Genomic DNA, 24,114 nt, shown 5'->3' with positions numbered 1-24,114 from the left:
CATGGCTTCCGATCTCGATCAACGCTGCATCAATACCCTACGGTTTCTCTCGGTGGACATGGTGCAACACGCCAACAGCGGCCACCCCGGCCTGCCGCTGGGCGCCGCGCCCATGGCCTATGTGCTGTGGATGCGCTGGCTCAGGTTCAACCCCGCCAACCCGCAGTGGCCGGGGCGCGACCGTTTCGTGCTCTCCGCCGGGCATGGCTCGGCGCTGCTCTACAGCCTGCTGCACCTGACCGGTTACGACCTGCCGCTGGACGAACTCAAGCGCTTTCGTCAGTGGGGTAGCAAGGCGCCCGGACATCCCGAGCGCGGCCACACGCCCGGGGTGGAAACCACCACCGGGCCGCTCGGCCAGGGCCTGGCCAACGCGGTGGGCATGGCCATCGGCGAGGCGCACCTGGCGGCGCGCTACAACCGCCCCGGCCATAGCCTGATCGATCACCGCACCTATGCCCTGGTCAGCGACGGCGACCTGATGGAAGGTGTGGCCAGCGAGGCCGCCTCGCTGGCCGGCCATCTGCGTCTGGGCAAGCTGTGCTGCCTGTACGACGACAACGAAGTCACCCTGGCCGCCGGCACCGACATCTGTTTTTCCGAGGATCGCGCCGCGCGCTTCGCCGCCTACGGCTGGCATACCCAGGTGGTGGAGGACGGTAACGATCTGCATGCCCTCGACGCCGCCTTGCACGCGGCCCATGGGCAGGACACCCGCCCCTCGCTGATCCTGGTGCGCAGCCATATCGGCTTTGGCTCGCCGTTGCAGGACTCCTATAAGGCTCACGGCTCGCCGCTGGGAGCGGACAATGTGCGCCAGACCAAGCAGCAACTCGGCTGGCCGCTGGACCCGGAGTTCCTCATCCCGCCCGAGGTGCAGGCGCAGTTTCACCTGGCCGGACAACGCGGCGCCGATGACGAGGCGGCCTGGAACCAGCGCCTGGTCAACTATCGCCAGGCTTTCCCGGAACTGGCCGAAGAACTGGAACAGCGCCTCGACGGTGAATTGCCGTCCGGCTGGGATGCGGACATCCCGGTGTTTCCCGCCGACGCCAAGGGCCTGGCCAGCCGCGAGGCCAGCGGCCGGCTCATGAACGCCATCGCCCCTCGCTTGCCGGCACTGTTCGGCGGCTCGGCAGACCTCAACCCCTCCACCAAAACCGTCTTGAAGGGCCAGGGCGATTTCAATTCAGCGCTCACCCAAGACCAGGACGAACAGGGCTCCAGCGGTGGCGGCTGGAGCCATGCCGGGCGCAACCTGCATTTCGGCGTGCGCGAACACGCCATGGGGGCTATCGGCAACGGTCTGGCCGCCCATGGCGGGTTCATTCCGTTCGGCGCCACTTTCCTGATCTTTTCCGACTACATGTGCCCCCCGCTGCGCCTGGCGGCGCTGATGGGCGTGCAGGTGATACAGGTATTCACCCACGACAGCCTGGCCCTCGGCGAGGACGGCCCGACTCACCAGCCGGTGGAGCAACTGGCCAACCTGCGGGCGGTGCCCAACCTCACGGTGATCCGCCCCGCCGATGCCAACGAAACCGCCGTGGCCTGGCGCATCGCCCTGGAGACCCGCGACCGCCCGGTGGCGCTGATCCTCAGCCGCCAGGAACTGCCCACCCTGGACCGCAGCCGCTATGCCAGCGCCGAAGGCGTGCGCCACGGCGCCTATGTACTGAGCGAGCCAGCGGGGGGCAATCCCCGGTTGATCCTGATCGCCAGCGGCTCGGAAGTCGCGCTTATCCTCGAGGCCGCCGAGCGTTTGCAGGCTGAAGGAATCGCCGTGCGCTGCGTGTCGATGCCCAGCTGGGAGCTGTTCGAGGCCCTACCCCAGGTCGAGCGCGACGCGGTGCTGCCGCCCACGGTGGAGGCGCGCCTGGCAGTGGAACTCGGCGTGTCCCAGGGCTGGGAGCGCTACACCGGCTCCCAGGGCGCCATGCTCGGTGTCGAACGCTTCGGCGCCTCCGCGCCCGGGCCCGTGCTGCAACGGGAGTATGGGTTCACCGTGGATAACGTCTGTGCGCGGGCGAAAAGGCTGCTGGGGCCCTAGGGTGACATCTGCACAGGTTCCCAGCCGTCGGCGGCCGCCCCTCACTCTTTTTTGATCGCATGCCCGCCGAACTCATTGCGCAACGCCGCCAGCAGCCGGTCGGCATAGGATTCGGCGTCCCGCGAGCGCAGCCGTTGCAGCAACGCCAGGGTGATCACCGGTGCCGGCACATTCAGCTCGATGGCTTCCGCCACGGTCCAGCGGCCTTCGCCGGAATCAGCCACGTAAGGCGCGATGCCGGTCATCTGCGGATTCTTCTGCAGCGCATCGCTGCACAGGTCCAGCAGCCAGGAACGCACCACGCTGCCCTCGCGCCAGATGTCGGCAACCTGCACGAGATCGAAATCAAATGCCTCTTTATGCCGCAGGATGGAGAAACCCTCGGCATAGGCCTGCATCAAGCCGTATTCGATGCCGTTATGCACCATCTTGCAGAAATGTCCGGCACCCACCGGCCCGACCCGTCCCCAGCCCCGCTCCTTGCTCGGCGCCAGCGTTTCGAAGATCGGTCGCAGGCGTACGACCGTCGCCTGCGCGCCGCCGACCATCAGGCTGTAGCCCTCGGCCAATCCCCAGATGCCGCCGCTGGTGCCGCAGTCGAGGTAATCGATGCCCTGCTCGGCCGCCGTCTCGGCGCGACGCAGGGTGTCGCGGTAATTGGCGTTGCCGCCATCGATCAGGGTGTCGCCGGCGCCCAGCAGTGGCAGCAGGTTGGTCAGAGTGCTGTCAGTCACGTCACCGGCCGGCACCATCAGCCACAGCAGCCGAGGAGTTGGCAGCTTGGCCACCAGTGACTGCAGCGATTCGGCGCTCTCGCCGCCTTGCTGCTCCAGCGCGCTGCGCGCCTCGGGCTTGGGGTCCAGCCCCACTACCTGGTGGCCGCCTCGCAGCAGACGCTGCGCCATGTTGGCGCCCATGCGCCCCAAACCGATCATGCCGAGTTTCATCAGGAAGCCTCGCTATGCCACGCCATGAGAACGGATCACGCCGTTCCAGCCCCAGCACCTGCGCATCAAGGGCCTTCACCGCTAGGACCCCCACGTCGGCTCGCGCGTTCACCTGCGGCCGTGGCAGCGCCGAAAACGAAAAAAACGGCCCTTGGCCGTTTTTTTCGTGGATGCAGAAGCGGGCGTATGCGCTCGGCTTACTTTTGCTCTTGCAGCGACTCGACACCCACCTCGTCCCACAGCTCCTGGGCCAGGTGGAAGGTGTGGTTGGCGGCCGGAATGCCGCAATAGATCGCCGACTGCATCAGCACTTCCTTGATCTCGTCACGGGTCACGCCGTTGTTCTTCGCCGCCTTGAGGTGCAGCTTGAGCTCGCCTTCGCGGTTCATGCCGATCAGCATGGCGATGGTGATCAGGCTGCGGGTATGGCGCGGCAGGCCGGGGCGGGTCCAGATGTCGCCCCAGGCGTGGCGGGTGATCATTTCCTGGAACTCTTCGGTGAAGGGCGTCAGGGTTTCCAGGCTGCGGTCCACGTGGGCATCGCCCAGTACCGCGCGGCGTACCTGCATGCCGGCTTCGTAACGCTGTTTCTCGTCCATTGTCTGGCTCCTGTGAAGGCTAGAGGCTTGGGTTAATCAAGGGCGCCGAGTCGGCGATGCTCGGCCACGACGCGGGTGACCCACGTTTGTGCCAAGCCAAGGTAATGGGCCGGATCGAGCAAATGATCCAGCTCTTCTGCCGTGAGTTGCGCGCTGACCTGTTCGTCATCGCCCAGCACCGCGCGCAGATGACGCTTCTCGGCCACGGCGCGGCGGCAGCACTGTTCAACCAGGTGATGGGACGCGTCACGGCCAATGCGTTGCGCCAGGGCGATGCTCACCGCTTCCGCCAACACCAGGCCCTGGGTCAGCTCCAGGTTGGCGCGCATGCGCTCGGCGTCCACTTCCAGCCCGGGCACGACCACCAGGGCCTGCGCGAGGGCGCCCGAGACCAGGCAGCAGATCTCCGGCAAGGTTTCCCATTCGGCGTGCCACAAGCCCAGGCTGCGTTCGTGCTCCTGGGGCATCGCGGCGAACAGGGTGGAGACCAGCCCCGGCACGCGGGTTGCCGCGCCGATCAGCACCGCCGCGCTCACCGGGTTGCGCTTGTGCGGCATGGTGGACGAACCACCCTTGCCCGGTGCGGACGGCTCGAACGCCTCGCCCACATCGGTTTGCATCAGCAGCGACAGGTCGCGACCAAACTTGCCCAGCGTGCCGGCGATCAGACCCAGGACGCTGCCGACTTCGACAATACGATCCCGCTGGGTATGCCAGGGCTGCTCCGGCAGGGTCAGTTGCAGTTCGCTGGCCAGCGCGACCGACACCGGCAACGCCTGCTCACCCAGTGCGGCCAAGGTGCCGGCGGCACCGCCGAATTGCAGGCACAGCAGGCGAGGCTTGAGTTCGCTCAGCCGCTGACGGTGCCGATTCAACGCATCGAGCGTACCGGCAAGCTTCATGCCGAGGGTTACCGGGGTGGCGTGCTGCAGCCAGGTACGCCCCGGCAATACGGTGCTGGCGTGTTTTTCCGCCTGCACCGCCAAGGCGTCGGCCAAGGCCGACAGATCCGCTTCGATCAGCGCCAGCGCAGCGCGCAGTTGCAGCACCAGGCCGGTGTCCATGGCGTCCTGGCTGGTGGCGCCCAAATGCACGTAACGCTCGGCTTCGGCATCGCTCTGGGCGATCTGCCGGCCCAGGGCCTTGACCAGCGGAATCGCCGAGTTGCCGGCCGTGGCAATCGCCTGGGCCAGCGCCACCGGATCGTACAGCTGCGCCTGGCAGGCCGCCTCGATGGCCGGCACAGCACGCGCCGGGATCAGTCCCACCGCCGCTTCGGCGCGGGCCAGTGCGGCCTCGAAGTCGAGCATGCCCTGCAGGCGACCCCGGTCGGAAAACACGTCACGCATGGCTGCCTGGGTGAAATAGGCATCGAACAGCTGGTTGCTGACACTCACGATTCAGCCTCCTGAGAACAAGGCGACGCGGCATTGGCCACGTCGAGCGCTTGCAACTGCTGCAAGCGACTATGGGTTCGGGAAAAATCAGTATGACTACCGGCGCGGCACAGCACCTCCGGCCGGTCGACACCGCCGAGGCGCAGGCGCACGCCGCTGTCGTAGGCGATGTCGATGAAATTCAAAAAGCGCTGTTGCACGTCGATACCTTCGCTGTCCAGCTGGGGCACGGTGCCTACGGTCAGCTCGGCAAAGTGCTCGCACAGCCACAGGTAGTCCGCACTGGAACGCGGACCACGGCACAGCCCAGCGAAGTCCAGCCAGGCACGGCGACCATCGCGGGCGTGCAGATGCAGGGGACGTCGATTGACCTCGATAACCACATCACGCTCGGCCTGTGCGGGCGGTGCCAAAGGGGTAGAGTCCCAGTCTGCGTCGTCGGCCATGGGCCAGCAGAACTGTCCCCAGTCACGGGTGGATTCGCGGCGGTAATCCTGGCCACCGTCCAGTTCCAATACCTCGAAACGTGCGTCGATCAGCTTGATCGTGGGCAGGAATCGCTCGCGGTACAGGGGATTGGGGCACAGCTTGGACGGTGGGTAATTGGACGTGCAGACCACGCCAACCCCCTCGTCCACCAGCACCTTGACCAGACGTCCCAGGAGCATGGCGTCGCCAATGTCGTGCACGTGGAACTCATCGAAGCACAACAGGCGGGTGCTGCCTGCCAGCTCCCGCGCAGCCAGCACCAACGGATCGGGCTGACCGGCGTAGGCGCGAACAAGGATTTGCAGCTCGGCCAGAAAGGCGTGGAAATGCACCCGGCGTTTTTCCGCCAGCGGTGCGGCGGCGTACAACGCATCCATGACGAAGCTCTTGCCACGTCCCACACCGCCCCACAGGTAAACCCCGGCGGCGGGACGACGCAGCAATGAACGGCGTCGCCCCAGAAACGCCGACAGCCATTGACCCAACAGGTCAACGGCCGCCCGTTGCGCCGCATCGGCCCGGTAACCCCGGGCCGCGAGACGCGTTTCGTACTCGTGCCGGAGCAGCTGCCCCGGCGATGCCTCAGAAGTCAAAAAAGACTGTCTCGTTTTCGCCCTGGATGCGGATGTCGAAGCGGTATACCACCTTGCCAGCCTGCTCTTCGCGGGTGGCGATCAGCGTCTGACGGCGCTCGGGCTGTTCGATCAGGTTGAGCACCGGATCGGCCGCGTTGGCCTCGGCTTCATCATCAAAGTAGATGCGGGTCGCCAGCTGGATGTTGATCCCGCGGGCAAACAGCGCCACGTTGATGTGCGGCGCCTGCGGGCGGCCATCGGCCGCCTTGACCACGCCCGGCTTGACCGTTTCGATGGTCCATTCGCTACCAGCATCGAAGGTGGTGGCGGTGCGGCCGAACCCGTTGAACGGCTTGTCGAGGTTGTAATCCTCGTCGTACACGCCTTCGTGGTTGGCTTGCCAGATTTCCAGGAAGGAGTCGCGCACCAGGTGACCGTTGCCGTCGAACACGCGGCCGATCACGGTAATGTGCTCACCGGGGGCCTCGGGTTTGGCCAGCTGGTTCCAGATTTCCTGTTCGCGGGTCGGGTTACCGGCAGCGGCCAGCGCCAGGCCGATGTGCACGTAAGGACCGGCAGTCTGGGAGGTGGTCTCGCGGAGCAGATTGATCTCAGTCATGGTCGCCTCCTCAGACGTTCTCAAACCAGGTTTTGCGCTGACCGCGCAGGACGATGTCGAAACGGTACGCCAGGCAATCCATGGGGTTGTTAGCGGTCAGATCCAGACGCGCAATCATGGTCTGCACGGCTTCCGGGTCGTTCACCGCCTTGACGATCGGGCAGTGCGGAATCAGCGGATCACCTTCGAAGTACAGCTGGGTGATCAACTTGGTGCAGATCGCCGGGCCACTGATGGAGAAGTGGATATGCGCCGGACGCCAGTCGTTCGGGTTGTTACGCCACGGATACGGACCCGGCTTGATGGTGCGGAAATGGTAACGACCTTCGCTGTCGGTCAGCGCACGACCCACACCGCCGAAGTTGGGGTCGAGGGGAGCCAGGTAGCGGTCGTTCTTGTGACGGTAGCGGCCGCCGGCGTTGGCTTGCCACATTTCCACCAGGGTATGCGGGATCGGCTTGCCGAACTGATCCACCACGCGACCGTGAACGATGATGCGCTCACCGATCGGCAGCGCACCGGTATTGAAGTTGAGCAGCAGATCGTTGTCGTGCTGGCCCATTTTCAGGTGCGAGAAGTCCGGACCACTGGTCTCGGAAATGGACTGCGGAATGCTGACCAGTGCCTGGCGCGGGGAGCGGCCGACCGAGGTCTTGTAGTCCGGGGTCAGGGCTTTGGGGTGCCAGGTGCGGTCACGCATGACAAAACGACGATCTTGAGCGTCGGACATGTCGATCTCCTGTTATGTGGTGACGGAGGCTCGTTGAATCGAACGGAGCCGAGTCTCGGCCAATTTCCGACGCGGGGAAATTGAAACCTTGCACGCCTTCCATAACCGATAGGTTATCTATAGCGTTTTGTTCGCCTCTCTCCGCCTCGAAAAACGCCCAAGCCATGGGCTTGGGCGTTTTTAACGTTAACCGGCAGGAAAACTGCCGCCAGCATCAGAAATCGTTATTGAGATCGATGCCGGAGCGTCCCGGAGCGAGAATGTTGTTCGGGTCCACCGCACGCTTGATGGCATGTTCGAGCTTGCGCTTGACCGGGCCATAGCTTTGCGCCACACGCTCCTGGAAGCGGGTGTTCACGCGATATACCGCGTAGCCTTCCTTCTCGAACTCATCCAGCAGTTCGTTGAAGCAGGCGTCGGCGCGCTTGGTTTCTTCTTCGCTGGTACGGTCGTACAGCACATCGATCACGTGGTGCATGTCGCGCGGCGCCACAATGAACTCGGCCACATAGTCCAGGCCGTACTTGTGCAGAACGCGCTTGGCCATGGCCGCCTGTTTCTTGCACTCGCTGCCACGGGCCTCGCTCACCGGCGCGAACCACATGGAGCCACCGCCCCCACGCCAGTTGTACAGACCAAATTCCTGCAGGTTCGGCACGCCGGACATCAGTTCGGCGCGGTACTTGAACGGCTGGGTATTGCCCGCCTCTTCCTGGGTGACGATGCGACCCTTGCCGAGCTTCTTGAAAGTGTCGGTGACGATCTTCCAGTTGACGTCGACCTGCTCCTGGGTGCCGTACAGCGCAGCGTAGAGGTTCCAGGCACCCATGCCGGTGTCCTTCTGCATCTGCTTGATCACGCTGTCCGGGGTGTGGCCCGGCTCGGTGGTGTACTGGGCGCGGGTCAGGTGGGCACTGCCGGCTTCCCACAGGGTGCTGGCGATCACCACCGAGTTGGGGATGGTGTTGCTCATGCGCAGCGGACGCAGCGCATCGACGATCTCGACGATGTCCGCTTCGTCCTCGAAGATCACTTCGAAGGGCTTGAACACCGGCGGCTTGGGCATCAGCCAGAAGCCCATCTTGGTGCAGATGCCGTAGTTGGCCTGGGTGAACATGCCGTCCAGGGTCGGGCCGTAGCCCCACTTGAAGATCTGCCAGGTGTTGCTGCCCTTCACACCGCCCATGCCGGTGCGATAGACGTCACCGTTGGCCAGCACCACTTCCATGCCGCACTGCATCATGAAGTGCTCGCCGTAGGGGGTGTAGCCCACGCCACGGTCCATGGTGTTGCCCAGCGGGCCGGCAATCGCCGAAGGCGCCGAGAACGACAGCATCACCGGCAGGTTGTTTTCCTGGATGTGGTTGTACAGCTGACCGAAGGTGACACCCGGCTCGACCAGGGCGTAGCACATTTCCGGGTCGATCTTGATGATCTTGTTCATCTTCTTCAGGTCGAGAATGACCTGACCGCGCTCCACCGGCGCGGCGGAGCCGTAACCGAAGTTACGCCCGGTGGAGATGGTCCACACCGGAATCTTGTGCTCGTTGCAGATCTTCACCACACCCTGGACCTGCTCCACGGTGGTCGCGGTGAGGGCGGCCGAGGGTGCGTGGGCCGCATTCTCGACCGACATCATGATCTTGTTGTAGGGCACCAACTGATCGGATTGGATCAGGACATTCTCTTCACCCAGCAAGGCACGAAACTTGGCAACCGCCTTGTTGAATTCTTCCTGCACAACCCCTTTGGGCAGCACAGCATTCTTTTGTTCGGACATTGATCAGACTCCTTCAGGCCTCGATCGAAAAAGAAACGAAACTGCCGCTCAGGACAGTACTGGCCGGAGCCGGTGCCGGCTTGGCCGGTCGCCCACCCAGCGAAGCCAACTGATAACCGATGGCGGACGCCCACTCGGCGGCATGCTCGCCACCGCGAGCCGGCGCGCTCAACTGGCGTGGTGAGGCCAGACTGCCCTGGCGCTCTTCGGCGATATGGAAGCCGGCGCCACAGGCATGCAGCTGACGGCTGATCTGACGCGTACAGCCCTCAGCCACCTCGGTGTTGAGCAAACGATGCTGGGTCACGCCCGCCACGGTGTTGTGCTGGCCGAGCCACTGCACGCGGGCACCAGCGCTGCGGGCCATGTCCAGTACCAGGGTGGCCGTGGCGTCATCCAGAAGGCCAATCACCCGCAGCGGCTGGCCACTGCGCAGCTGGCGCTCAAAGCTCAGCAGGCGATCCAGATCCTGATCAAAACGCTGGACCTGCAGCTGCGAACCGGCCGCCGCCTGGGCGCCGCGCAGGAACACCGACTCGGCCGCGCCCGCGCTGACCAGCGCCAGCACCGGTCGTGCCGCTGCGGCAGCGCTCGGCGCCGAGCTCTGGCCAGCCAGCGCGCGCACCGGACCCGCCATGGCCAGGCCGGCGAGACCGCTCAGGGCCATGCCCTTGAGCAGGAAACGACGATTGATAGTCATGCCAGGCTCCTCAAGGCTTGACTGCCGGAGCCGGCAGGCTCGACAGGTATTCGGTCACCTGAGAAAGGGATTCGTCATCGACGTAGGACGCCGGGAAGGCCGGCATGGCGCGGAAACCGTTGCGCACGATGGCCTTGATGTAGGCCTCTGGCAGACCGCGACCTTCGAGCACCGGCCCTACGCCGACCTCGGGTTTGTGGCAATGGCCACAAACGTTGTCATACAGGTTCTTGCCACTGCCCCACTGGCTGTCGGCCTGCGCCTGACCCGCTGCGACCAGCAGGCCCAGGGGAAGCACAACTCCAGTCACGAACATCCGTTTCGCAGCTGCGCCGCTCAAGGGAAATGTCATCTCTTACTCCAATTTCTATAAAGTGGGTTGACGGTTAGATAAGCCGTCAACTCAGAACGGGTAGCGACGCGGGGCGTGCTGCACGGTGATCCAGTGATCGGTAGTGAATTCCTCGATCGCCCAGTCGCCGTTGAAACGGCCCAGGCCCGAGTTCTTCTCACCGCCAAAGGGTGCGTTGGGTTCATCGTTGACCGGAATGTCGTTGATGTGGGTCATGCCCGCACGGATGCGACGGGCGAACTGCACGCCACGCTCCAGGCTGGAAGTGAACACGGCGCTGGACAGGCCGTACTCGCTGCTGTTGGCCAGCTCGAGGGCATGTGCCTCGTCGCGGGCGCGCTGAATGCCGACCAGCGGACCGAAGATTTCTTCCCGGGCGATTTCCATGTCAGCCGTCACGTCGGCGAACACATGGGGCGGCATCACGTTGCCCTGGGCCTCGCCGGACACCATGACACGCGCGCCTTCGGACTTGGCGGTTTCGATCTTTTCCTGCAGACCGGCCAGTTGCTTGGCATTGATGACCGGGCCCACCACGGTTTCCGGCTTGCTCGGGTCACCGTAGGGCAGCGACTTGACGCGCTCGGCGTAGCGGCTGACGAAGTCATCGTACACGGCGTCTTCAACGATGATGCGGTTGATCGCCATGCAGATCTGCCCCTGGTGCAGGAACTTGCCTACTACCGCGGCGTTTACCGCCTGATCGAGGTCGGCGTCGGCCAATACCACGAAGGGGCTGTTGCCACCCAGTTCCAGCGCCACATGCTTGAGGTGCTCGCCGCCGGCAGCAATACGGCCGATGTTGCGACCGACCTGGGTCGAACCGGTGAATGAAATGAAGCCGGGCACTTCGTGCTCGACGAAAGCATCGCCAATTTCGCTGCCGGAGCCGACCACGACGCTGAGCACGCCCTTGGGCAGGCCCGCTTCTTCAAAAATGCGCGCCAGCAGCAGGCCGCCGGTAACCGGGGTGTCGCTGGCCGGCTTGATCACGCACGCGTTGCCCAGCGCCAGGGCCGGAGACAGTGAACGAGCGGTCAGATGCAACGGGAAGTTCCACGGGCTGATGATGCCGATCACACCCAGCGGCTCGCGGTAAACACGGCTTTCCTTGCCCGGCACATCGGAGGCCAGGATACGGCCATGGACGCGGCTCGGCAGGCTGGCGGATTCCTGGGTGATGGCACGCGCAGCGCCCCACTCGATCTGAGCCTTGATGCGGGTGCTTCCCGACTCGTTGATGATCCAGTCGATGATCTCGTCGCGGCGCTCATCGAAGATACGCACGGCGTTGAGCATGACCTGCGCACGCTCGGAGGGCCCGCACGCGGCCCAGGCGGCCTGCGCCTCGCGGGCGCTGCGGTAGGCTTCATCCAGATCTTCACGATTGGCCAGAGCAATCTTCAGCAAGCTCTGCTGGGTGAATGGGTTCAGGACATCAAGATCCCGCCCAGATTTACCGGCACGCCACTCACCGGCGATCGGTTGCAGATTCAAATTCTCATAGGCAGCAAGGCGCTGAGACATGAAGTTTCTCCTACGCATCTCAAATAAACAGTAGTAGGTAGCGCCAATGGGTATCGGCTGTCCGACTGGCGACACTTTTTGTGCTCGTGACTGGCACACCAATCCTTAGAATGGCGTACGCATCCCACTAGCGCTTTGTTGTAGCTGTCAAAAATCCTTCATCAAAATACATACCAAAACGCACAAAGAATAATTTTTTCTTTGCAAATCATCAACTTACAAAAGTTATCGGATCGATCATCTTTCGCTATCGAATCCTGGATGCGCGAAATATCTTAAGAGAATACTGCGAATCCGTTAAATTCCCGCACTTTAACAAGCAATTTCGTGCGATTATCGAACACTTTCAGGCGAGGCTCTTACCCACGAATGCGCCCGTCGACATACTGCGGCCCTCTCCGCGAAGGCAAATCAATGAAAGGCTCCCTAGCAACATCAGGCGACACTCCTTTTGCCGGCAAACTGCATATGGTGGTGAATCCCACGGATACTCTGCGACCCAGCGGCATCCCCAGCGCCGAACACCTGGCACAAACCGTGGTCTTTACGCCGCAGGATGGCTCCGTGTGGCTATGCGGCCAGCGCATGATGCTGATGCAGCACGCCTCCTACACCGCCATGCGCCACGAACTGATCGCCGCCCTTGGGATAGCCAAAGCCCGCGACCTGCTGACCCGGTTGGGCCGGGATGCCGGTGCCCGCGATGCGCAGAAAGTCATGAGCCGATGGCCGGAAGGCAATCACTCAGCCCTGTACTCAGCCGGCCCACACCTGCACATGCTGGGGGGCATGGTGAATGTCGAGGCGGTGCGCTTCGAGATCGACACCAGCGTTGGACATTTCTATTCGGAATTTCTCTGGCACGCCTCGCTGGAGGACGATGAGCACATCAGCAGGCACGGTGTGGGCGATGACTCCGCCTGCTGGATGGGCGTTGGTTATGCCAGTGGCTACGCCTCGACGCTCACCGGTCACCCGATCGTTTTTCGCGAAGTGGAATGTCGCGCCACGGGACATGCGGCTTGCAGAGTCATCGGCAAGCCTGCGGAGCGCTGGGAAGCGCATGAAGATGACCTTTTTTCTTCACAGGCACAGCCCTCCTACACCTCAAGCCTGGCAGACGGGCCGCTGTATTATTATGAAACCCGCGAAACCGCGCTGGAGCATTCGCCCATGGTCGGCGTGTCTCCCGCCTTCCAGACCGCCCGTCGACTGCTGGAGAAAGTGGCGCCGACCCGGGCAACCGTGCTGCTGACCGGGGAATCGGGGGTCGGCAAGGAGCTCTTCGCGCGCACCCTGCACCAGGCGAGCCGCCGACACGACAAACCCTGGGTAGCGCTCAACTGCGCCACGCTGCCGGAAAACCTGGTGGAATCCGAACTGTTCGGCGTGGAACGTGGTGCCTTTACCGGGGCCGATCGCTCACGCCCGGGCCGCTTCGAGCGGGCCAATGGCGGCACCCTGTTTCTTGATGAGATCGGCACGCTCAGCCTGAGCGCCCAGAGCAAGATTCTGCGCGCCTTGCAGGAAGGGGAAATTGAGCGGGTCGGCGGTAACCAGCCCACTCCGGTCGACGTGCGCATCATTGCCGCCACCAATGCCGACCTGCGCGCCGAAGTGACGGCCGGCCGCTTTCGCGAAGACCTGTTTTATCGCCTGAATGTGTTCCCCATTCATTTGCCGCCCCTGCGCGAGCGGCGCGAAGACATCCCCCTGCTGACCAATCATTTCCTGCGCCACTTTTGTCACAAGTATGAATGCCCGGTCGCGGGTGTGAGTACACGCCTGGCCAACACCCTGCTCACCTATGGATTTCCGGGCAATATTCGTGAGCTGCAGAACCTCATCGAACGCGCGGTCATCACCGCCAATGCGGGTGATGCGCTGGACCTGCAGCACATCTCGCTGGGCAAGGGCGAGTCGTTCACCGCGCCACAGGGGCTTACTCGTGATGGCAGACTTGAAGCGGCCAGCCAGCCCGTAGCCGCCCCCCTCATTGAGGAAAGCTCCACCTCGGCAGAGCCAACACATTCTGCCAGCCATGCGGAAACCGCCTTCCAGAAACTGCAGGCATTCGTGACTGGAGAACGAAGCAAGCTGGGCATCAATCTGGGGGAAATGGAGCTGATGCTGATCCGCCTGGCCGTGGAGCGCTGCAACGGCAATATCACCGCCGCAGCGCAAAGCCTTGGCATGAGCCGCTCCCAGGTGAGCTATCGACTCAAGGGGCGTTGAGCCGGGGATTCCCGGCTCAGCCGTGTCACCTGGCGTTACAGCGCAAAGCTGAACTTGAGCCAGTAGGCGCCACCGTCGGCGCGGTTGCGCACACCCATTTCATCCTGCCATTTACCACTCAGTGACCAGCCGGCGGAACTGGTGTATTGCACCGACGGGCCGATGGCAAAGGCCCGTCCGCGATTGTCGGCCACGCGATGGTCATCAAGCTTGTCGTCACTGATCTGCTTGTAGACGTAGCCGCCCACCCCGACCACCCAGCCATTGCCCAGCCCCCAGCCCACGGCGTAATCGGCGTGCAGCTCACGGCCGGACTTGTAGTCCGTATCGGGGTTTTTGAAGTTGTATTCGTGCATCAGACGCATATCGACATTCAGCCCCGCCGGGTCCAGGTAGGTCAGCGCATAAATGGCCTGGAGGGTGACGAAGTTGGTGCCCAGGTTCACCAGGTCGTCTTTGTCGTACTCGGTTGCAGTAGGCAGAATCACGTCCACACCGAAGGCGGTGTGCAACTTGTCACTGTGGTGATAACCGATCACCGGCCCCATGTGCGCATCGCCCAAGCCGCGCTTGTGGTCCCGCAGGCCATTGGTATTGAGGCGGATCTCATTGAGCGGAATCAGCGCGTGAAAACCCAGCGTGCCGCCCAGCACCTGCTGGTCGGTCACCCAGATGAGGCGCGGCACCAGCGTGGAGACCCGCAGATCGAAACTCACCGGGATCTTGTCGCCGGAATTGTCGCGCAATTCATTCGCCGTATAGTTACTGGCGTACAGCTGGCCATAGACGCCTGGCGGCGGCAGGATGCCCATCTGGTAGTTTTCGATACCCATCGGCCAGGATGAGCCACCGTTTTCGGTGGCCTGCGTTGTGGCGATGCAGCCACCCAGGGCGGTGGCGAGAACGAGTTTTTTCAGACACGGGAGGGGGGCACGAAGGCCAGGGGAAAACATTTTCATGGATGTCAGCCTGGTGGGTGGCAATGCGGTCTGCGCAAACTGGCAAACCTGATTTTTTTATGTTTATTAATCGCAATCTTTCAGCTTACAAACCAAACGATCAGCGTCAGCGGCGGCGTGCAACACCGTCCGCTGACAGCTGTTATCGCTGGCATCCCTGCCGGTTTTACTTGCGCCTGCGCGCTTTTTAGAACATGCGCAGGATGGGCTTGATGACCTTGCCGGTTCTGGAATCTTCCAGCGCCTGCTCGATCTGATCGAGCTCGTAATAGGTCACCAGGCGGTCAAACGGGAAGCGCCCCTGCTTGTAGAGCTCGACCAGCGAGCCGATCAACTGACCGGAACGCCCGCCCCCGCCCAGCACGCCAATGACGCGCTTGCCCCACAACGTGGAGAGATGATCCAGGGAGAAGGAGGCGCCGGCGGGTGCGCCACCGATCAGCACCAAGGTGCCGAGCATGCCCACCGTCTGCGCCATGGTCTCGATCACCTTGATGACGCCGGTGCAGTCGAAGGCGTAGTCCACCGTCGAGCCGGTGATCTTTTTGACTTCCTCAACCAGATCGCCGGTGCGCGAGTTGATGGTGTGAGTCGCGCCGAACTCAAGAGCCATTTCCAAACGGTTGTCGTGCACATCGGCGGCGATGATCTTGGTCACCCCCGAATTGCGAGCCGCCATGATGGCAGCAAGGCCTACGGCGCCTACGCCAACGACCAGAATCGAGTCGCCCAGCTTGGGGCGGGCTTCGTTCAGAACCGCGCCGGCGCCTGTGGCCAGGCCGCAGGCCAATGGGCCAAGCAGTTCGAGCGGCACTTCGTCGGGCACCTTGACCAGCGCGTCGGCTGACACGATAGAGTGCGTGGCGAACGAGGATTGGCCGAAGAAGTGGCCGTTGATTTCCTGGCCGTTGCGCGAATAGGCGGAAGTACCTTTGAGCTCGCCCTTGAAACGGCGGCCCGACACCAGGGCATCGCCGGTATGCAGGCAATAGCGCGGCTGACCATCCAAGCAATTGCGGCATTCGCCGCAGGAGGGCCAGCCAATGATCACCTTGTCGCCGGGAACAAGTGTGGTCACGCCGGGTCCTACCGCGTCAACAACGCCGGACCCCTCATGGCCGAGCACGCTCGGGAACGGCATCGGCATGTCACCGGCCCGGGTGATGGCATCGGTATGGCAAACCCCGGAGGCCACGATACGGAGACGCACTTCACCACGTCCAGGTTCCCCAAGCTCGATCTCCTCGAGTTTGAAAGGTGCATCTTTCGCCTCGACCACTAGCGCGCGAATCTTCATCTGTGTCTCCTTAGCTTATAAGCTACTCGAAAAAAACATTGCCCAGGCAAATCGTCTCTGCGTTGGACAGAATCGCAACCGACCCATTCCGTACAGGAATCGTTGCCTTGATCCAGGAGGTGCCGGCGATTTCCGAAGTCATCGAGGGGATGGCCCTCTGAGCACACTATTTCGTAGCGTTTCGCCGCCGCGAATAGGACATAAGCCGGCACCTTACCGGAATGGTCAGGTGCTGCACTCAACTTTGCGGTCGCCGAGATTAGCCGCATCCATTTGAATTTCGTAGCGAAATCGAAAAATAATCTTTCTCGATTCAATGGCTTAACCCTGGCGAACCTACAGGCAGAACGCTCTGCCACGCGTATCAGTGGGGTTCAGCAGTGCCGTTCTCGCTGGTTTTTGAGCGGTAGGCATTGGGCGACAGGCCGCTTAGACGCTTGAAGAAGCGCGAAAAGTAGGTCGGGTCGCTGAACCCCAGATTGTCGGAGAGCTGGCTGATGGTCATGCCGGTATAAATCAGATCCCGCTTGGCCTCCAGCAGCAGCCGCTGATGGATCACCTGCAGTGCGCTCTGCCCGATCAGCTGCCGGCACAGGTTATTCAGATAGGTACTGGAAACCCCTACACGGTGAGCATAGTCCTCCACGGACAGGTGCTCGCGGTAATGCCGCTCCACGAGCTTGATGAAACCGACCAGATACTCGCGACTGCGCTCCGTGCCACTGGTAGCGCCCAGTCGTTGCCGGCGCCGACAGATCCAAATCAACAAAGTGCTCACCATCGACTGCAACAATGTGTCCCGGAACGGTTTGCTGCCTTCGTATTCCTCCAGCAGCGCCGCAAACAGGGTGTCGATGTACAGGCGTGAGTCTTCGCCGACCGGATAACAGTCCGCTCCGCTCAGGTGCGGCCCCAGTTCCGCCTCGAATCGTGCGACCAGCGGTGCCGCCAGCGTCAGTACATAGCCTTCAATATCCTCAGGGAACTGAAAACCATGTACGCACAGTGGCGGTACCACCTGGAGTGAGGCCCGCTCGATGTCGTGACGCTTGCCTTCAATCTCGACTTGCGAATTTCCTCGCTGGATGTAGAAGAGTTGAAAGAGATCCGCATGGCGATGGGGTTGAATTTCCCATTGGTAGAGGCTGCTTCGCCTGGGGATCAGTTCGCAATGCAGCAAGTCGGGCGTTGGCCATATTTGCTGCTCTCCGTACAGCTTGAAAACGGGGACCGTGGGACTATCCAGAGGTTGCATAGGTGTTCCACAAAGTTTGTGTTATGGGCCTTGAGAAAGCGTCCGTTAATCGAACGATGTGTTCGAAAGTGCAATGATCCAGAGGATTATTACCTTATTGTGACGGCGTATTTAGGAAAAATACAGGGGAGATTTTTTTCAACCCCAGCTGCCTCCCTGAGAGCGCGGCTTTTTCGGGACTAAATACAATGAAAACTCAGGTAGCTATCATCGGTGCCGGACCGTCGGGTCTTCTGCTGGGTCAACTGCTGCACAAGGCAGGCATCGAGGCCGTCATTCTCGAACGCCAGACCCCTGACTATGTCCTGGCCCGCATCCGTGCCGGCGTGCTGGAGCAAGGTACCGTGGACATGATGCGCGAGGCCGGCGTGTCCGCGCGCATGGATGCCGAAGGCCTGGTTCATGACGGCGTCGAATTGCTGGTTGGCGGCAAGCGCGTCCGCGTCAACCTCAAGGAACTCACCGGTGGCAAGACCGTGATGGTCTATGGCCAGACCGAAGTCACCCGCGACCTGATGGAAGCCCGCGCCGCCAGCGGAGCTGTCACCATCTATGGTGCAGAAAACGTTCAGCCCCATGACATGAAGGGTGAAAAGCCCTATGTCACCTACGAGAAGGATGGCCAGACCCATCGCCTCGACTGTGACTACATTGCCGGCTGCGACGGATTCCACGGTGTCTCGCGCAAAAGCATTCCCAGCGAGCTGCTGACCGAGTACGAGCGCGTGTATCCGTTCGGCTGGCTGGGCCTGCTGTCCGACACTCCGCCCGTGCACGATGAGCTGATCTATGCGCACCATGACCGCGGTTTCGTCCTCTGCAGCCAGCGCTCGCTGACCCGCAGCCGTTACTACCTCCAGGTGCCGCTGACCGACAAGGTTGAAGATTGGTCCGATGAGCGCTTCTGGGACGAACTCAAGGCGCGTCTGCCGCAATCCCTGGGCGAGCGAATGGTGACTGGCCCGTCGCTGGAGAAGAGCATCGCTCCGCTGCGCAGCCTGGTGGTCGAGCCCATGCAGTACGGCAAGCTGTTCCTGGTCGGCGACGCCGCACACATTGTGCCGCCCACCGGCGCCAAGGGTCTCAACCTGGCCGCTTCGGACGTGTGCTACCTGTACCGCATCCTGGTCAAGGTCTACAAGGAAGGCCGCACCGACCTGCTGGAAAAATACTCCGAGCTGGCCCTGCGCCGGGTCTGGAAGGGTGAACGCTTCAGCTGGTTCATGACCAACCTGCTGCATGATTTCGGCGACCACAAGGACGCCTGGGATCAGAAGATGCAGCAAGCCGACCGCGAGTACTACCTCAACTCCCACGCGGGCCTGGTGACCATTGCCGAGAACTACGTGGGCCTGCCCTACGAAGAGATCGTCTAAGCAGATCCTGTAAGCGACTCCGCCTGCCCTTCCGGCAGGCGGAGTCGTTTTTGGGGCTTGACAATTCGCTCCAAGAACCGTTGCCGAGCATCGGCTTCGGGTCGTGGGCGCTTTTCACATCCGCCCATCGGCGGCACCAGGTGGACAACGGACTGCGGTTGCCCACCCTATAGCGTGCTTAATGAAAAGGCGGCGACTAGCCCAGGCGTACGCGAAACTCTTCCGCCACTTCGCGCAGTTGCTCGATGCACCATTGCGTTCCCACCGAAGGTGTTCGCGTCGGGTTGCTGCAAATGCCGAGCGATCCGCCGGGCTCCTTGAAGCCCAGGTCCAGCTCCACCACCTCGCCCCGCTCCAGATCCAGCAGCACCGCGTCACGCGGCGCGACCCAGACCGCATCGCTGAGCAGCACATAACGACGACTGAGGGCGATGGACAGGGTCTCCAGCCGCTGTTGCGGCAGGCTGGCGCCACATTGCACGTACAGGCTTTCCGCATCGCGACGGATAGTGGTGTCCGCCTGCGGCAGCACCACCGGGTATTGCTCCAGCACCTGGGCCTGCACGGGAGCGCCAAGCAGCGGATGCTCCGGGCGCACCACGAGGATCAGCGGCTCATGATAGAGGTGTTCGAATGCCAGCCCTTCAATCAACGGGCTTTCGGTCATCCGCCCGACCACCAGGTCCAGCTCGCCGACCCGCAACAGCCCGAGCAGATGAGCGCTGGGCCCGCCGATTACGCTGACCTGCAGCGCTTCATGCTGCGCATGCAGTCGATGCACCACCTCTGGCAGAAACGCGCTTTCCACCGTACTGAGCGCACCGAGACGCACACTGGCAGCTTCATGGGCACCGTTGCCCAGGCTGCGCACGCCCTCGCGCAGCGCCTGCATGCTGACCCCGGCATAGCGCAGGAAGGATTGCCCCGCGCGCGTCAGCACAACCCCGCTCTTGCTGCGCTCGCACAGCGAGGCGCCCAGATACTCTTCCAGCTCACTCAGCGTCTTGGACACGGCCGGCGGGCTGATGGCCAGCACCGACGCCGCGCGGGCCAGACTCCCCTGGCGAGCAATCTCCAGAAAGCAGGTCAGGTGGCGAAGCTTGATGCGATTATCGAGTGTCATGGCGGACGGGAGTCATGGGTGATCTGAAAGGGAAAGGCGCACCATAGGCGCTCGCCTGGCTGATCGACAATGCGATTGTGACGCCATCGGGAAAGCGCCGGGAGAAAAAACAGGGCGCTCGGAAAAACCAGCAGGCGCAACAAGGCCCCGGCGCCCTACAGGGACACCGAGGCCTTGTGATCGATCAGCGCTTGAGGAAATCCAGCAGCGCCTGGGTGAACGCATCACCGGCTTCGACGTTGGACAGGTGGGCGGCATGGAACTCCACCTGCTCGGCGCCGCGAATGCGCTCCTGCATGAAGCGACCGTCTGCCGGTGTCGTCACCGCATCCTCGGTGCCGCAGACGATCAGGGTCTTGGCCTGGATCGCCCCCAGCTGCTCGCGGAAATCGCCATCGCGCACGGCGGCGCAATTGGCCGCGTAGCCTGCCGGGCTGGTGGACGCCAACATGGACACCACGCGGTCGGCTGCCTGCGGCTGGGCCGCCGCGAACTCCGGCGTGAACCAGCGGGCGATGGACGCATCGCGCAGGTCGCGCATGGCCTGCTGGCCACCGGCGTTGACAGTGTCGATGCGCGAATTCCAGCCCTCGGCATTGCCGATTTTCGCCGCGGTGTTGCACAGCACCAGGTGAGTGAAACGCTCGGGCGCGTTGATGCCCAGCCACTGGCCAATCAGACCGCCCATGGACAGGCCACAAAACGCGGCCTTGTCGATGTTCAGCGCATCCAGCAGGGCCAGCACATCAGCGCCCAGCTGCGCGATGCTGTAAGGCCCTGCGGTGACCAGCGAGGCGCCGTGACCACGGGTGTCATAACGTACGACACGGAAGGACTGGGCCAGCGCGGGAATCTGCGTATCCCACATGCCCAGGTCAGTGCCCAGGGAGTTGGACAGCACCAGCACCGGTGCAGTGTCGGGACCATCAATGCGGTAATTCAGTTCGCCATCGGCAAGCTGTAGGGAAGGCATAGGAATTCCTCGAAAGATCACGGCGGCAAAAGCCGTCTGGGTGGGGCCGATTTCACATCGGCTGATGTGAAGCCTGCACTGCCGACATAAAGTCAGCCCCACACTGGGTTTTCAGTCACTTTAAGAGCCTGCTCGCGAACGGGCGAGCGGCTCTACCCATCAGACGCGTTCCAGCGCCAGCGCCAGCCCCTGGCCGACACCAATGCACATGGTAGCCAGCCCCAGCTTGCCGCCGGATTTTTCCAGCTGATGCACAGCCGTCAGCACCAGACGCGCGCCACTCATGCCCAGCGGATGGCCCAGGGCAATCGCCCCGCCGTTGGGGTTGACCGCCGCCGCGTCGTCGGCCAGGCCGAGGTCGCGCATGCAGGCCAGGCCTTGGGCAGCGAACGCCTCGTTCAGCTCGATCACGTCGAACTGCTCAATGCCGATATCCAGGCGAGCCAGCAGCTTGCGCACCGCCGGCACCGGGCCGTAGCCCATGATGCGCGGCGCGACACCGGCACTGGCCATGCCCAGCACCTTGGCGCGGGGGGTCAGGCCGTATTTTTCCACGGCCTCGCGGGAGGCGAGGATCATGGCCGCCGCGCCATCGTTGACGCCCGAGGCGTTGCCGGCGGTGACGGTCTTGTCCGGGCCATTGACCGGCTTGAGCTTGGCCAGCGCTTCGGCGGTGGTGTCCGGGCGCGGGTGTTCGTCGGTGTCGACGACGGTCTCGCCTTTACGGGTCTTGATCACCACCGGGACGATTTCTTCGGCAAAGAACCCTCCTGCCTGTGCACGGCCGGCTTTTTGCTGGCTGCGCAGGGCAAAGGCGTCCTGATCGGCGCGGTTGATGCCGAAATCGTCGGCGACGTTGTCGGCGGTCTGCGGCATGGCATCCACGCCATGCAGCTCCTTCATTTTCGGGTTCACGAAGCGCCAGCCGATGGTGGTGTCTTCGATCTTCTGCGTGCGGCCGAAGGCAGTCTCGGCCTTGCCCATGACATAGGGCGCGCGGGACATCGACTCGACGCCACCGGCAATCGCCAGTTCCATCTCGCCGCAGGCAATGGCACGAAACGCGCTGCCCACCGCATCCAGGCCCGAAGCGCAGAGACGGTTGAGGGTCACGCCTGGCACGCTGTCGGGAATGCCCGCCAGCAGCAGCGCCATGCGCGCCACGTTGCGGTTGTCTTCGCCAGCCTGGTTGGCGCTGCCCATGAACACTTCGTCGATGGCCGCCGGGTCCAGCTGAGGATTGCGCTCCAGCAGAGCCTTAAGCGGGATCGCAGCCAGGTCGTCGGCACGCACGGCAGACAGGGCGCCGCCAAAACGGCCGATGGGCGTGCGAACGGCGTCGCAGATAAAGACGTCGCGGCTCATTCGTCACCTCCGGTCTGCCCGTGGGCAATGGCGGTGCGCTCTTCCAAGGCACGCAGGGCGTCCAGCTCAACCTGGGTCGGCGCCTCGGTTTCCACCACCTGTTCGGCGAAACGGATCGGCCAGCCGGTGGCTTCGATGATCTGCTCGCGGGTCACGCCCGGGTGAATCGAGGTGACGATGAATTCCTTGCTGCCGGCTTCCGGCTCCATGATGCACAGGTCGGTGATGATCGCCACCGGACCGGCACCCGGCAGGCCCAGACGCTGGCGATGGTCACCGCCCTCACCGTGGCCAACCGAGGTGATGAACGCCAGCTTGTCGACGAAGGTGCGGTGACCCTGCTTGAGGATGATGAACACCCGCTTGGCCGAGCCGGCGATTTCCGGCGCGCCACCGGCGCCTGGCAGGCGCACTTTCGGGTTGTGGTAATCACCGATCACCGTGGTGTTGATGTTGCCGAACTTGTCCACCTGGGCGGCGCCGAGGAAGCCGACGTCGATGCGCCCGCCCTGCAGCCAGTAGCGGAAGATTTCCCCGGTGGGCACCACGGTGTCGGCGGTTTCGGCCAGTTCGCCGTCGCCGATAGACAGCGGCAGCACGGTCGGCTTGGCGCCGATGGGGCCGGATTCGTAGATCAGGGTCACGTCCGGCGCATGGGTCAGGCGCGCCAGGTTGGCCGCCTTGGACGGCAGGCCGATGCCGACGAAGGTCACGTCGGTGTTGCCCAGCCGGCGGGCTGCGGCCACGGTCATCATTTCATTGGTGTTGTAGGCGCTCATTACTTGGCCTCCTGGGCCAATTTGGCCTTGAACTCGGTGAAATCGGCGGTACCACGAATGTAGCGGTCGATCCAGGCAAGGAACGCTTCACGGTCACGGGCGATCGGGTCCCACGCCTTGTAGAAGGCATTGTCGCGCTCATAGTAACCATGGGCATAGGACGGATGGGCACCGCCCGGCACTTCGCAGACGGCGGTCAGCGCCCAGGTTGGCAGCACGCAGGCGTTCATCGGCGCCTGGAGGTCATCGACGATCTCTTCCACGGTTACAATGCAGCGCTTGGCGGCCAGGGCGGCTTCCTTCTGCACGCCGAGGATGCCCTGAATCAGCACGTTGCCCTTGCGGTCGGCCTTCTGCGCGTGGATCACAGTCACGTCCGGGCGCACGCTGGGTACGGCGGCCAGCACTTCACCGGTGAACGGGCAGGTGACGGTCTTGATCAGCGGGTTGACCTTGGGCAGGTCCGAGCCGGCGTAGGCGCGCAGCACGGCGAACGGCAGGCCCGAGGCGCCGGCGACGTAGGCGTTGGCCAGGTCGGCGTGGCTGTGTTCCTCGATTTCCAGCGGCTTGGGCCACTGTTTTTCGACGGCATCACGCATGCGGTGCAGGGAGCCGACGCCGGGGTTGCCACCCCAGGAGAAAATCAGTTTTTTCGCGCAACCAGAGCCGATCAACAGGTCATACACCAGGTCGGGCGTCATGCGGATCAGGGTCAGATCCTGCTTGCCCTGACGAATGATTTCATGAGAGGCCGCAGTCGGGATCAGGTGGGTGAAGCCTTCGAGGGCGATGCTGTCGCCGTCATTGACGAAGCGCTGGATCGCTTCGCTCAGGGGGATGATTTCAGCCATGTCGGTATCTCGTGTTGAGTCAGGGATGCAGGGCATCCGATGGACCAAACAGTACGCCGCCCGGCGGGCCAGAACAATTCGATTACCGCCTCAGCGTTCGATAATCGAACACAATTGTAACTTTTCCCCGGGCCTG

At 63.0% G+C, this 24,114-nt stretch carries 21 protein-coding genes; 3 read left to right on the top strand and 18 right to left on the bottom strand.

Going from position 1 to position 24,114, the window contains the following annotated elements; translation table 11 throughout:
- The first annotated feature begins 1 nt into the window (after position 1).
- Positions 2-2,050 (top strand): transketolase, encoded by a 2,049-nt coding sequence (gene tkt, locus PSOLE_RS00625; RefSeq protein ID WP_084344016.1) that lies wholly within the window; start codon positions 2-4, stop codon positions 2,048-2,050.
- Positions 2,051-2,091: 41 nt separating this feature from the next.
- On the opposite strand, the gene gnd is transcribed toward tkt, so the two are convergent.
- The 10 genes from gnd to pchA all read right to left on the bottom strand — a co-directional run bounded on the left by gnd (position 2,092) and on the right by pchA (position 11,765).
- On the bottom strand, positions 2,092-2,997 hold the full coding sequence (gene gnd, locus PSOLE_RS00620) for a phosphogluconate dehydrogenase (NAD(+)-dependent, decarboxylating) (RefSeq protein WP_084344017.1): 906 nt from the start codon (positions 2,995-2,997) through the stop codon (positions 2,092-2,094).
- Between the two features lie 197 nt (positions 2,998-3,194).
- Positions 3,195-3,596 (bottom strand): 4-carboxymuconolactone decarboxylase, encoded by a 402-nt coding sequence (gene pcaC, locus PSOLE_RS00615; RefSeq protein WP_084344018.1) that lies wholly within the window; start codon positions 3,594-3,596, stop codon positions 3,195-3,197.
- 32 nt (positions 3,597-3,628) lie between these two features.
- Positions 3,629-4,996 carry a 3-carboxy-cis,cis-muconate cycloisomerase gene (locus PSOLE_RS00610; protein WP_084344019.1) on the bottom strand — a complete coding sequence of 456 codons (1,368 nt, stop codon included), beginning with the start codon at positions 4,994-4,996 and terminating at the stop codon, positions 3,629-3,631.
- Entirely contained in the window at positions 4,990-6,075 is a 1,086-nt protein-coding gene (zapE, locus tag PSOLE_RS00605) for a cell division protein ZapE (protein WP_084344020.1), read from the bottom strand. The genes PSOLE_RS00610 and zapE overlap by 7 nt, the downstream gene beginning before the upstream one ends.
- Positions 6,065-6,676 carry a protocatechuate 3,4-dioxygenase subunit alpha gene (pcaG, locus tag PSOLE_RS00600; protein ID WP_084344021.1) on the bottom strand — a complete coding sequence of 204 codons (612 nt, stop codon included), beginning with the start codon at positions 6,674-6,676 and terminating at the stop codon, positions 6,065-6,067. Before pcaG ends, zapE begins: the two co-directional genes overlap by 11 nt.
- 10 nt (positions 6,677-6,686) lie before the next feature.
- Positions 6,687-7,406, bottom strand: a complete 720-nt coding sequence (gene pcaH / locus PSOLE_RS00595; RefSeq protein WP_084344022.1) for a protocatechuate 3,4-dioxygenase subunit beta — start codon at positions 7,404-7,406, stop codon at positions 6,687-6,689.
- 214 nt (positions 7,407-7,620) lie between these two features.
- The gene (locus PSOLE_RS00590; RefSeq protein ID WP_084344023.1) at positions 7,621-9,186 is read right to left on the bottom strand and encodes an FAD-binding oxidoreductase; all 1,566 of its coding nucleotides are present in this window, start codon (positions 9,184-9,186) and stop codon (positions 7,621-7,623) included.
- A 13-nt stretch (positions 9,187-9,199) separates the two neighbouring features.
- Entirely contained in the window at positions 9,200-9,886 is a 687-nt protein-coding gene (locus PSOLE_RS00585; protein ID WP_084344024.1) for a hypothetical protein, read from the bottom strand.
- Between the two features lie 10 nt (positions 9,887-9,896).
- On the bottom strand, positions 9,897-10,238 hold the full coding sequence (locus PSOLE_RS00580) for a c-type cytochrome (RefSeq protein ID WP_084344025.1): 342 nt from the start codon (positions 10,236-10,238) through the stop codon (positions 9,897-9,899).
- A gap of 51 nt (positions 10,239-10,289) precedes the next feature.
- Positions 10,290-11,765, bottom strand: coding sequence for a 4-hydroxybenzaldehyde dehydrogenase (pchA, locus tag PSOLE_RS00575; RefSeq protein WP_084344026.1), 1,476 nt, complete (start codon positions 11,763-11,765; stop codon positions 10,290-10,292).
- A 468-nt stretch (positions 11,766-12,233) separates the two neighbouring features.
- On the opposite strand from pchA, the gene PSOLE_RS00570 reads away from it, so the two are divergent.
- Positions 12,234-14,000, top strand: a complete 1,767-nt coding sequence (locus tag PSOLE_RS00570; RefSeq protein ID WP_244597285.1) for a sigma-54-dependent Fis family transcriptional regulator — start codon at positions 12,234-12,236, stop codon at positions 13,998-14,000.
- 35 nt (positions 14,001-14,035) lie between these two features.
- On the opposite strand, the gene PSOLE_RS00565 is transcribed toward PSOLE_RS00570, so the two are convergent.
- The 3 genes from PSOLE_RS00565 to PSOLE_RS00555 all read right to left on the bottom strand — a co-directional run bounded on the left by PSOLE_RS00565 (position 14,036) and on the right by PSOLE_RS00555 (position 17,511).
- Positions 14,036-14,833, bottom strand: a complete 798-nt coding sequence (locus tag PSOLE_RS00565; protein ID WP_088339283.1) for a SphA family protein — start codon at positions 14,831-14,833, stop codon at positions 14,036-14,038.
- Between the two features lie 313 nt (positions 14,834-15,146).
- Positions 15,147-16,256: an NAD(P)-dependent alcohol dehydrogenase gene (locus PSOLE_RS00560; protein WP_084344028.1), complete on the bottom strand. Its 1,110-nt coding sequence runs from the start codon at positions 16,254-16,256 to the stop codon at positions 15,147-15,149.
- 364 nt (positions 16,257-16,620) lie between these two features.
- Positions 16,621-17,511 (bottom strand): helix-turn-helix domain-containing protein, encoded by an 891-nt coding sequence (locus PSOLE_RS00555; protein WP_084344029.1) that lies wholly within the window; start codon positions 17,509-17,511, stop codon positions 16,621-16,623.
- Between the two features lie 188 nt (positions 17,512-17,699).
- Between PSOLE_RS00555 and pobA the strand changes: the two genes are divergently transcribed.
- On the top strand, positions 17,700-18,887 hold the full coding sequence (gene pobA / locus PSOLE_RS00550) for a 4-hydroxybenzoate 3-monooxygenase (protein ID WP_084344030.1): 1,188 nt from the start codon (positions 17,700-17,702) through the stop codon (positions 18,885-18,887).
- Between the two features lie 196 nt (positions 18,888-19,083).
- Here pobA and pcaQ read toward each other — a convergent pair whose 3' ends face one another.
- The 5 genes from pcaQ to PSOLE_RS00525 form a co-directional block, all read right to left on the bottom strand.
- Positions 19,084-20,010, bottom strand: a complete 927-nt coding sequence (pcaQ, locus tag PSOLE_RS00545) for a pca operon transcription factor PcaQ (protein ID WP_084344031.1) — start codon at positions 20,008-20,010, stop codon at positions 19,084-19,086.
- A gap of 184 nt (positions 20,011-20,194) precedes the next feature.
- Positions 20,195-20,983 (bottom strand): 3-oxoadipate enol-lactonase, encoded by a 789-nt coding sequence (pcaD, locus tag PSOLE_RS00540; RefSeq protein ID WP_084344032.1) that lies wholly within the window; start codon positions 20,981-20,983, stop codon positions 20,195-20,197.
- Positions 20,984-21,142: 159 nt separating this feature from the next.
- Positions 21,143-22,348, bottom strand: a complete 1,206-nt coding sequence (pcaF, locus tag PSOLE_RS00535; RefSeq protein ID WP_084344033.1) for a 3-oxoadipyl-CoA thiolase — start codon at positions 22,346-22,348, stop codon at positions 21,143-21,145.
- Positions 22,345-23,127 (bottom strand): CoA-transferase subunit beta, encoded by a 783-nt coding sequence (locus PSOLE_RS00530; RefSeq protein ID WP_084344034.1) that lies wholly within the window; start codon positions 23,125-23,127, stop codon positions 22,345-22,347. The genes pcaF and PSOLE_RS00530 overlap by 4 nt, the downstream gene beginning before the upstream one ends.
- On the bottom strand, positions 23,127-23,978 hold the full coding sequence (locus PSOLE_RS00525) for a CoA transferase subunit A (protein ID WP_084344035.1): 852 nt from the start codon (positions 23,976-23,978) through the stop codon (positions 23,127-23,129). Before PSOLE_RS00525 ends, PSOLE_RS00530 begins: the two co-directional genes overlap by 1 nt.
- Positions 23,979-24,114 lie beyond the last annotated feature (136 nt).

Origin of the sequence: Pseudomonas oleovorans subsp. oleovorans, assembly GCF_002197815.1 — a bacterium.
GTDB lineage: Bacteria > Pseudomonadota > Gammaproteobacteria > Pseudomonadales > Pseudomonadaceae > Aquipseudomonas > Aquipseudomonas oleovorans.
The sequence above is the reverse complement of the archived record's forward strand: the minus strand, read 5'-3'. Positions and strand labels throughout refer to the sequence as shown.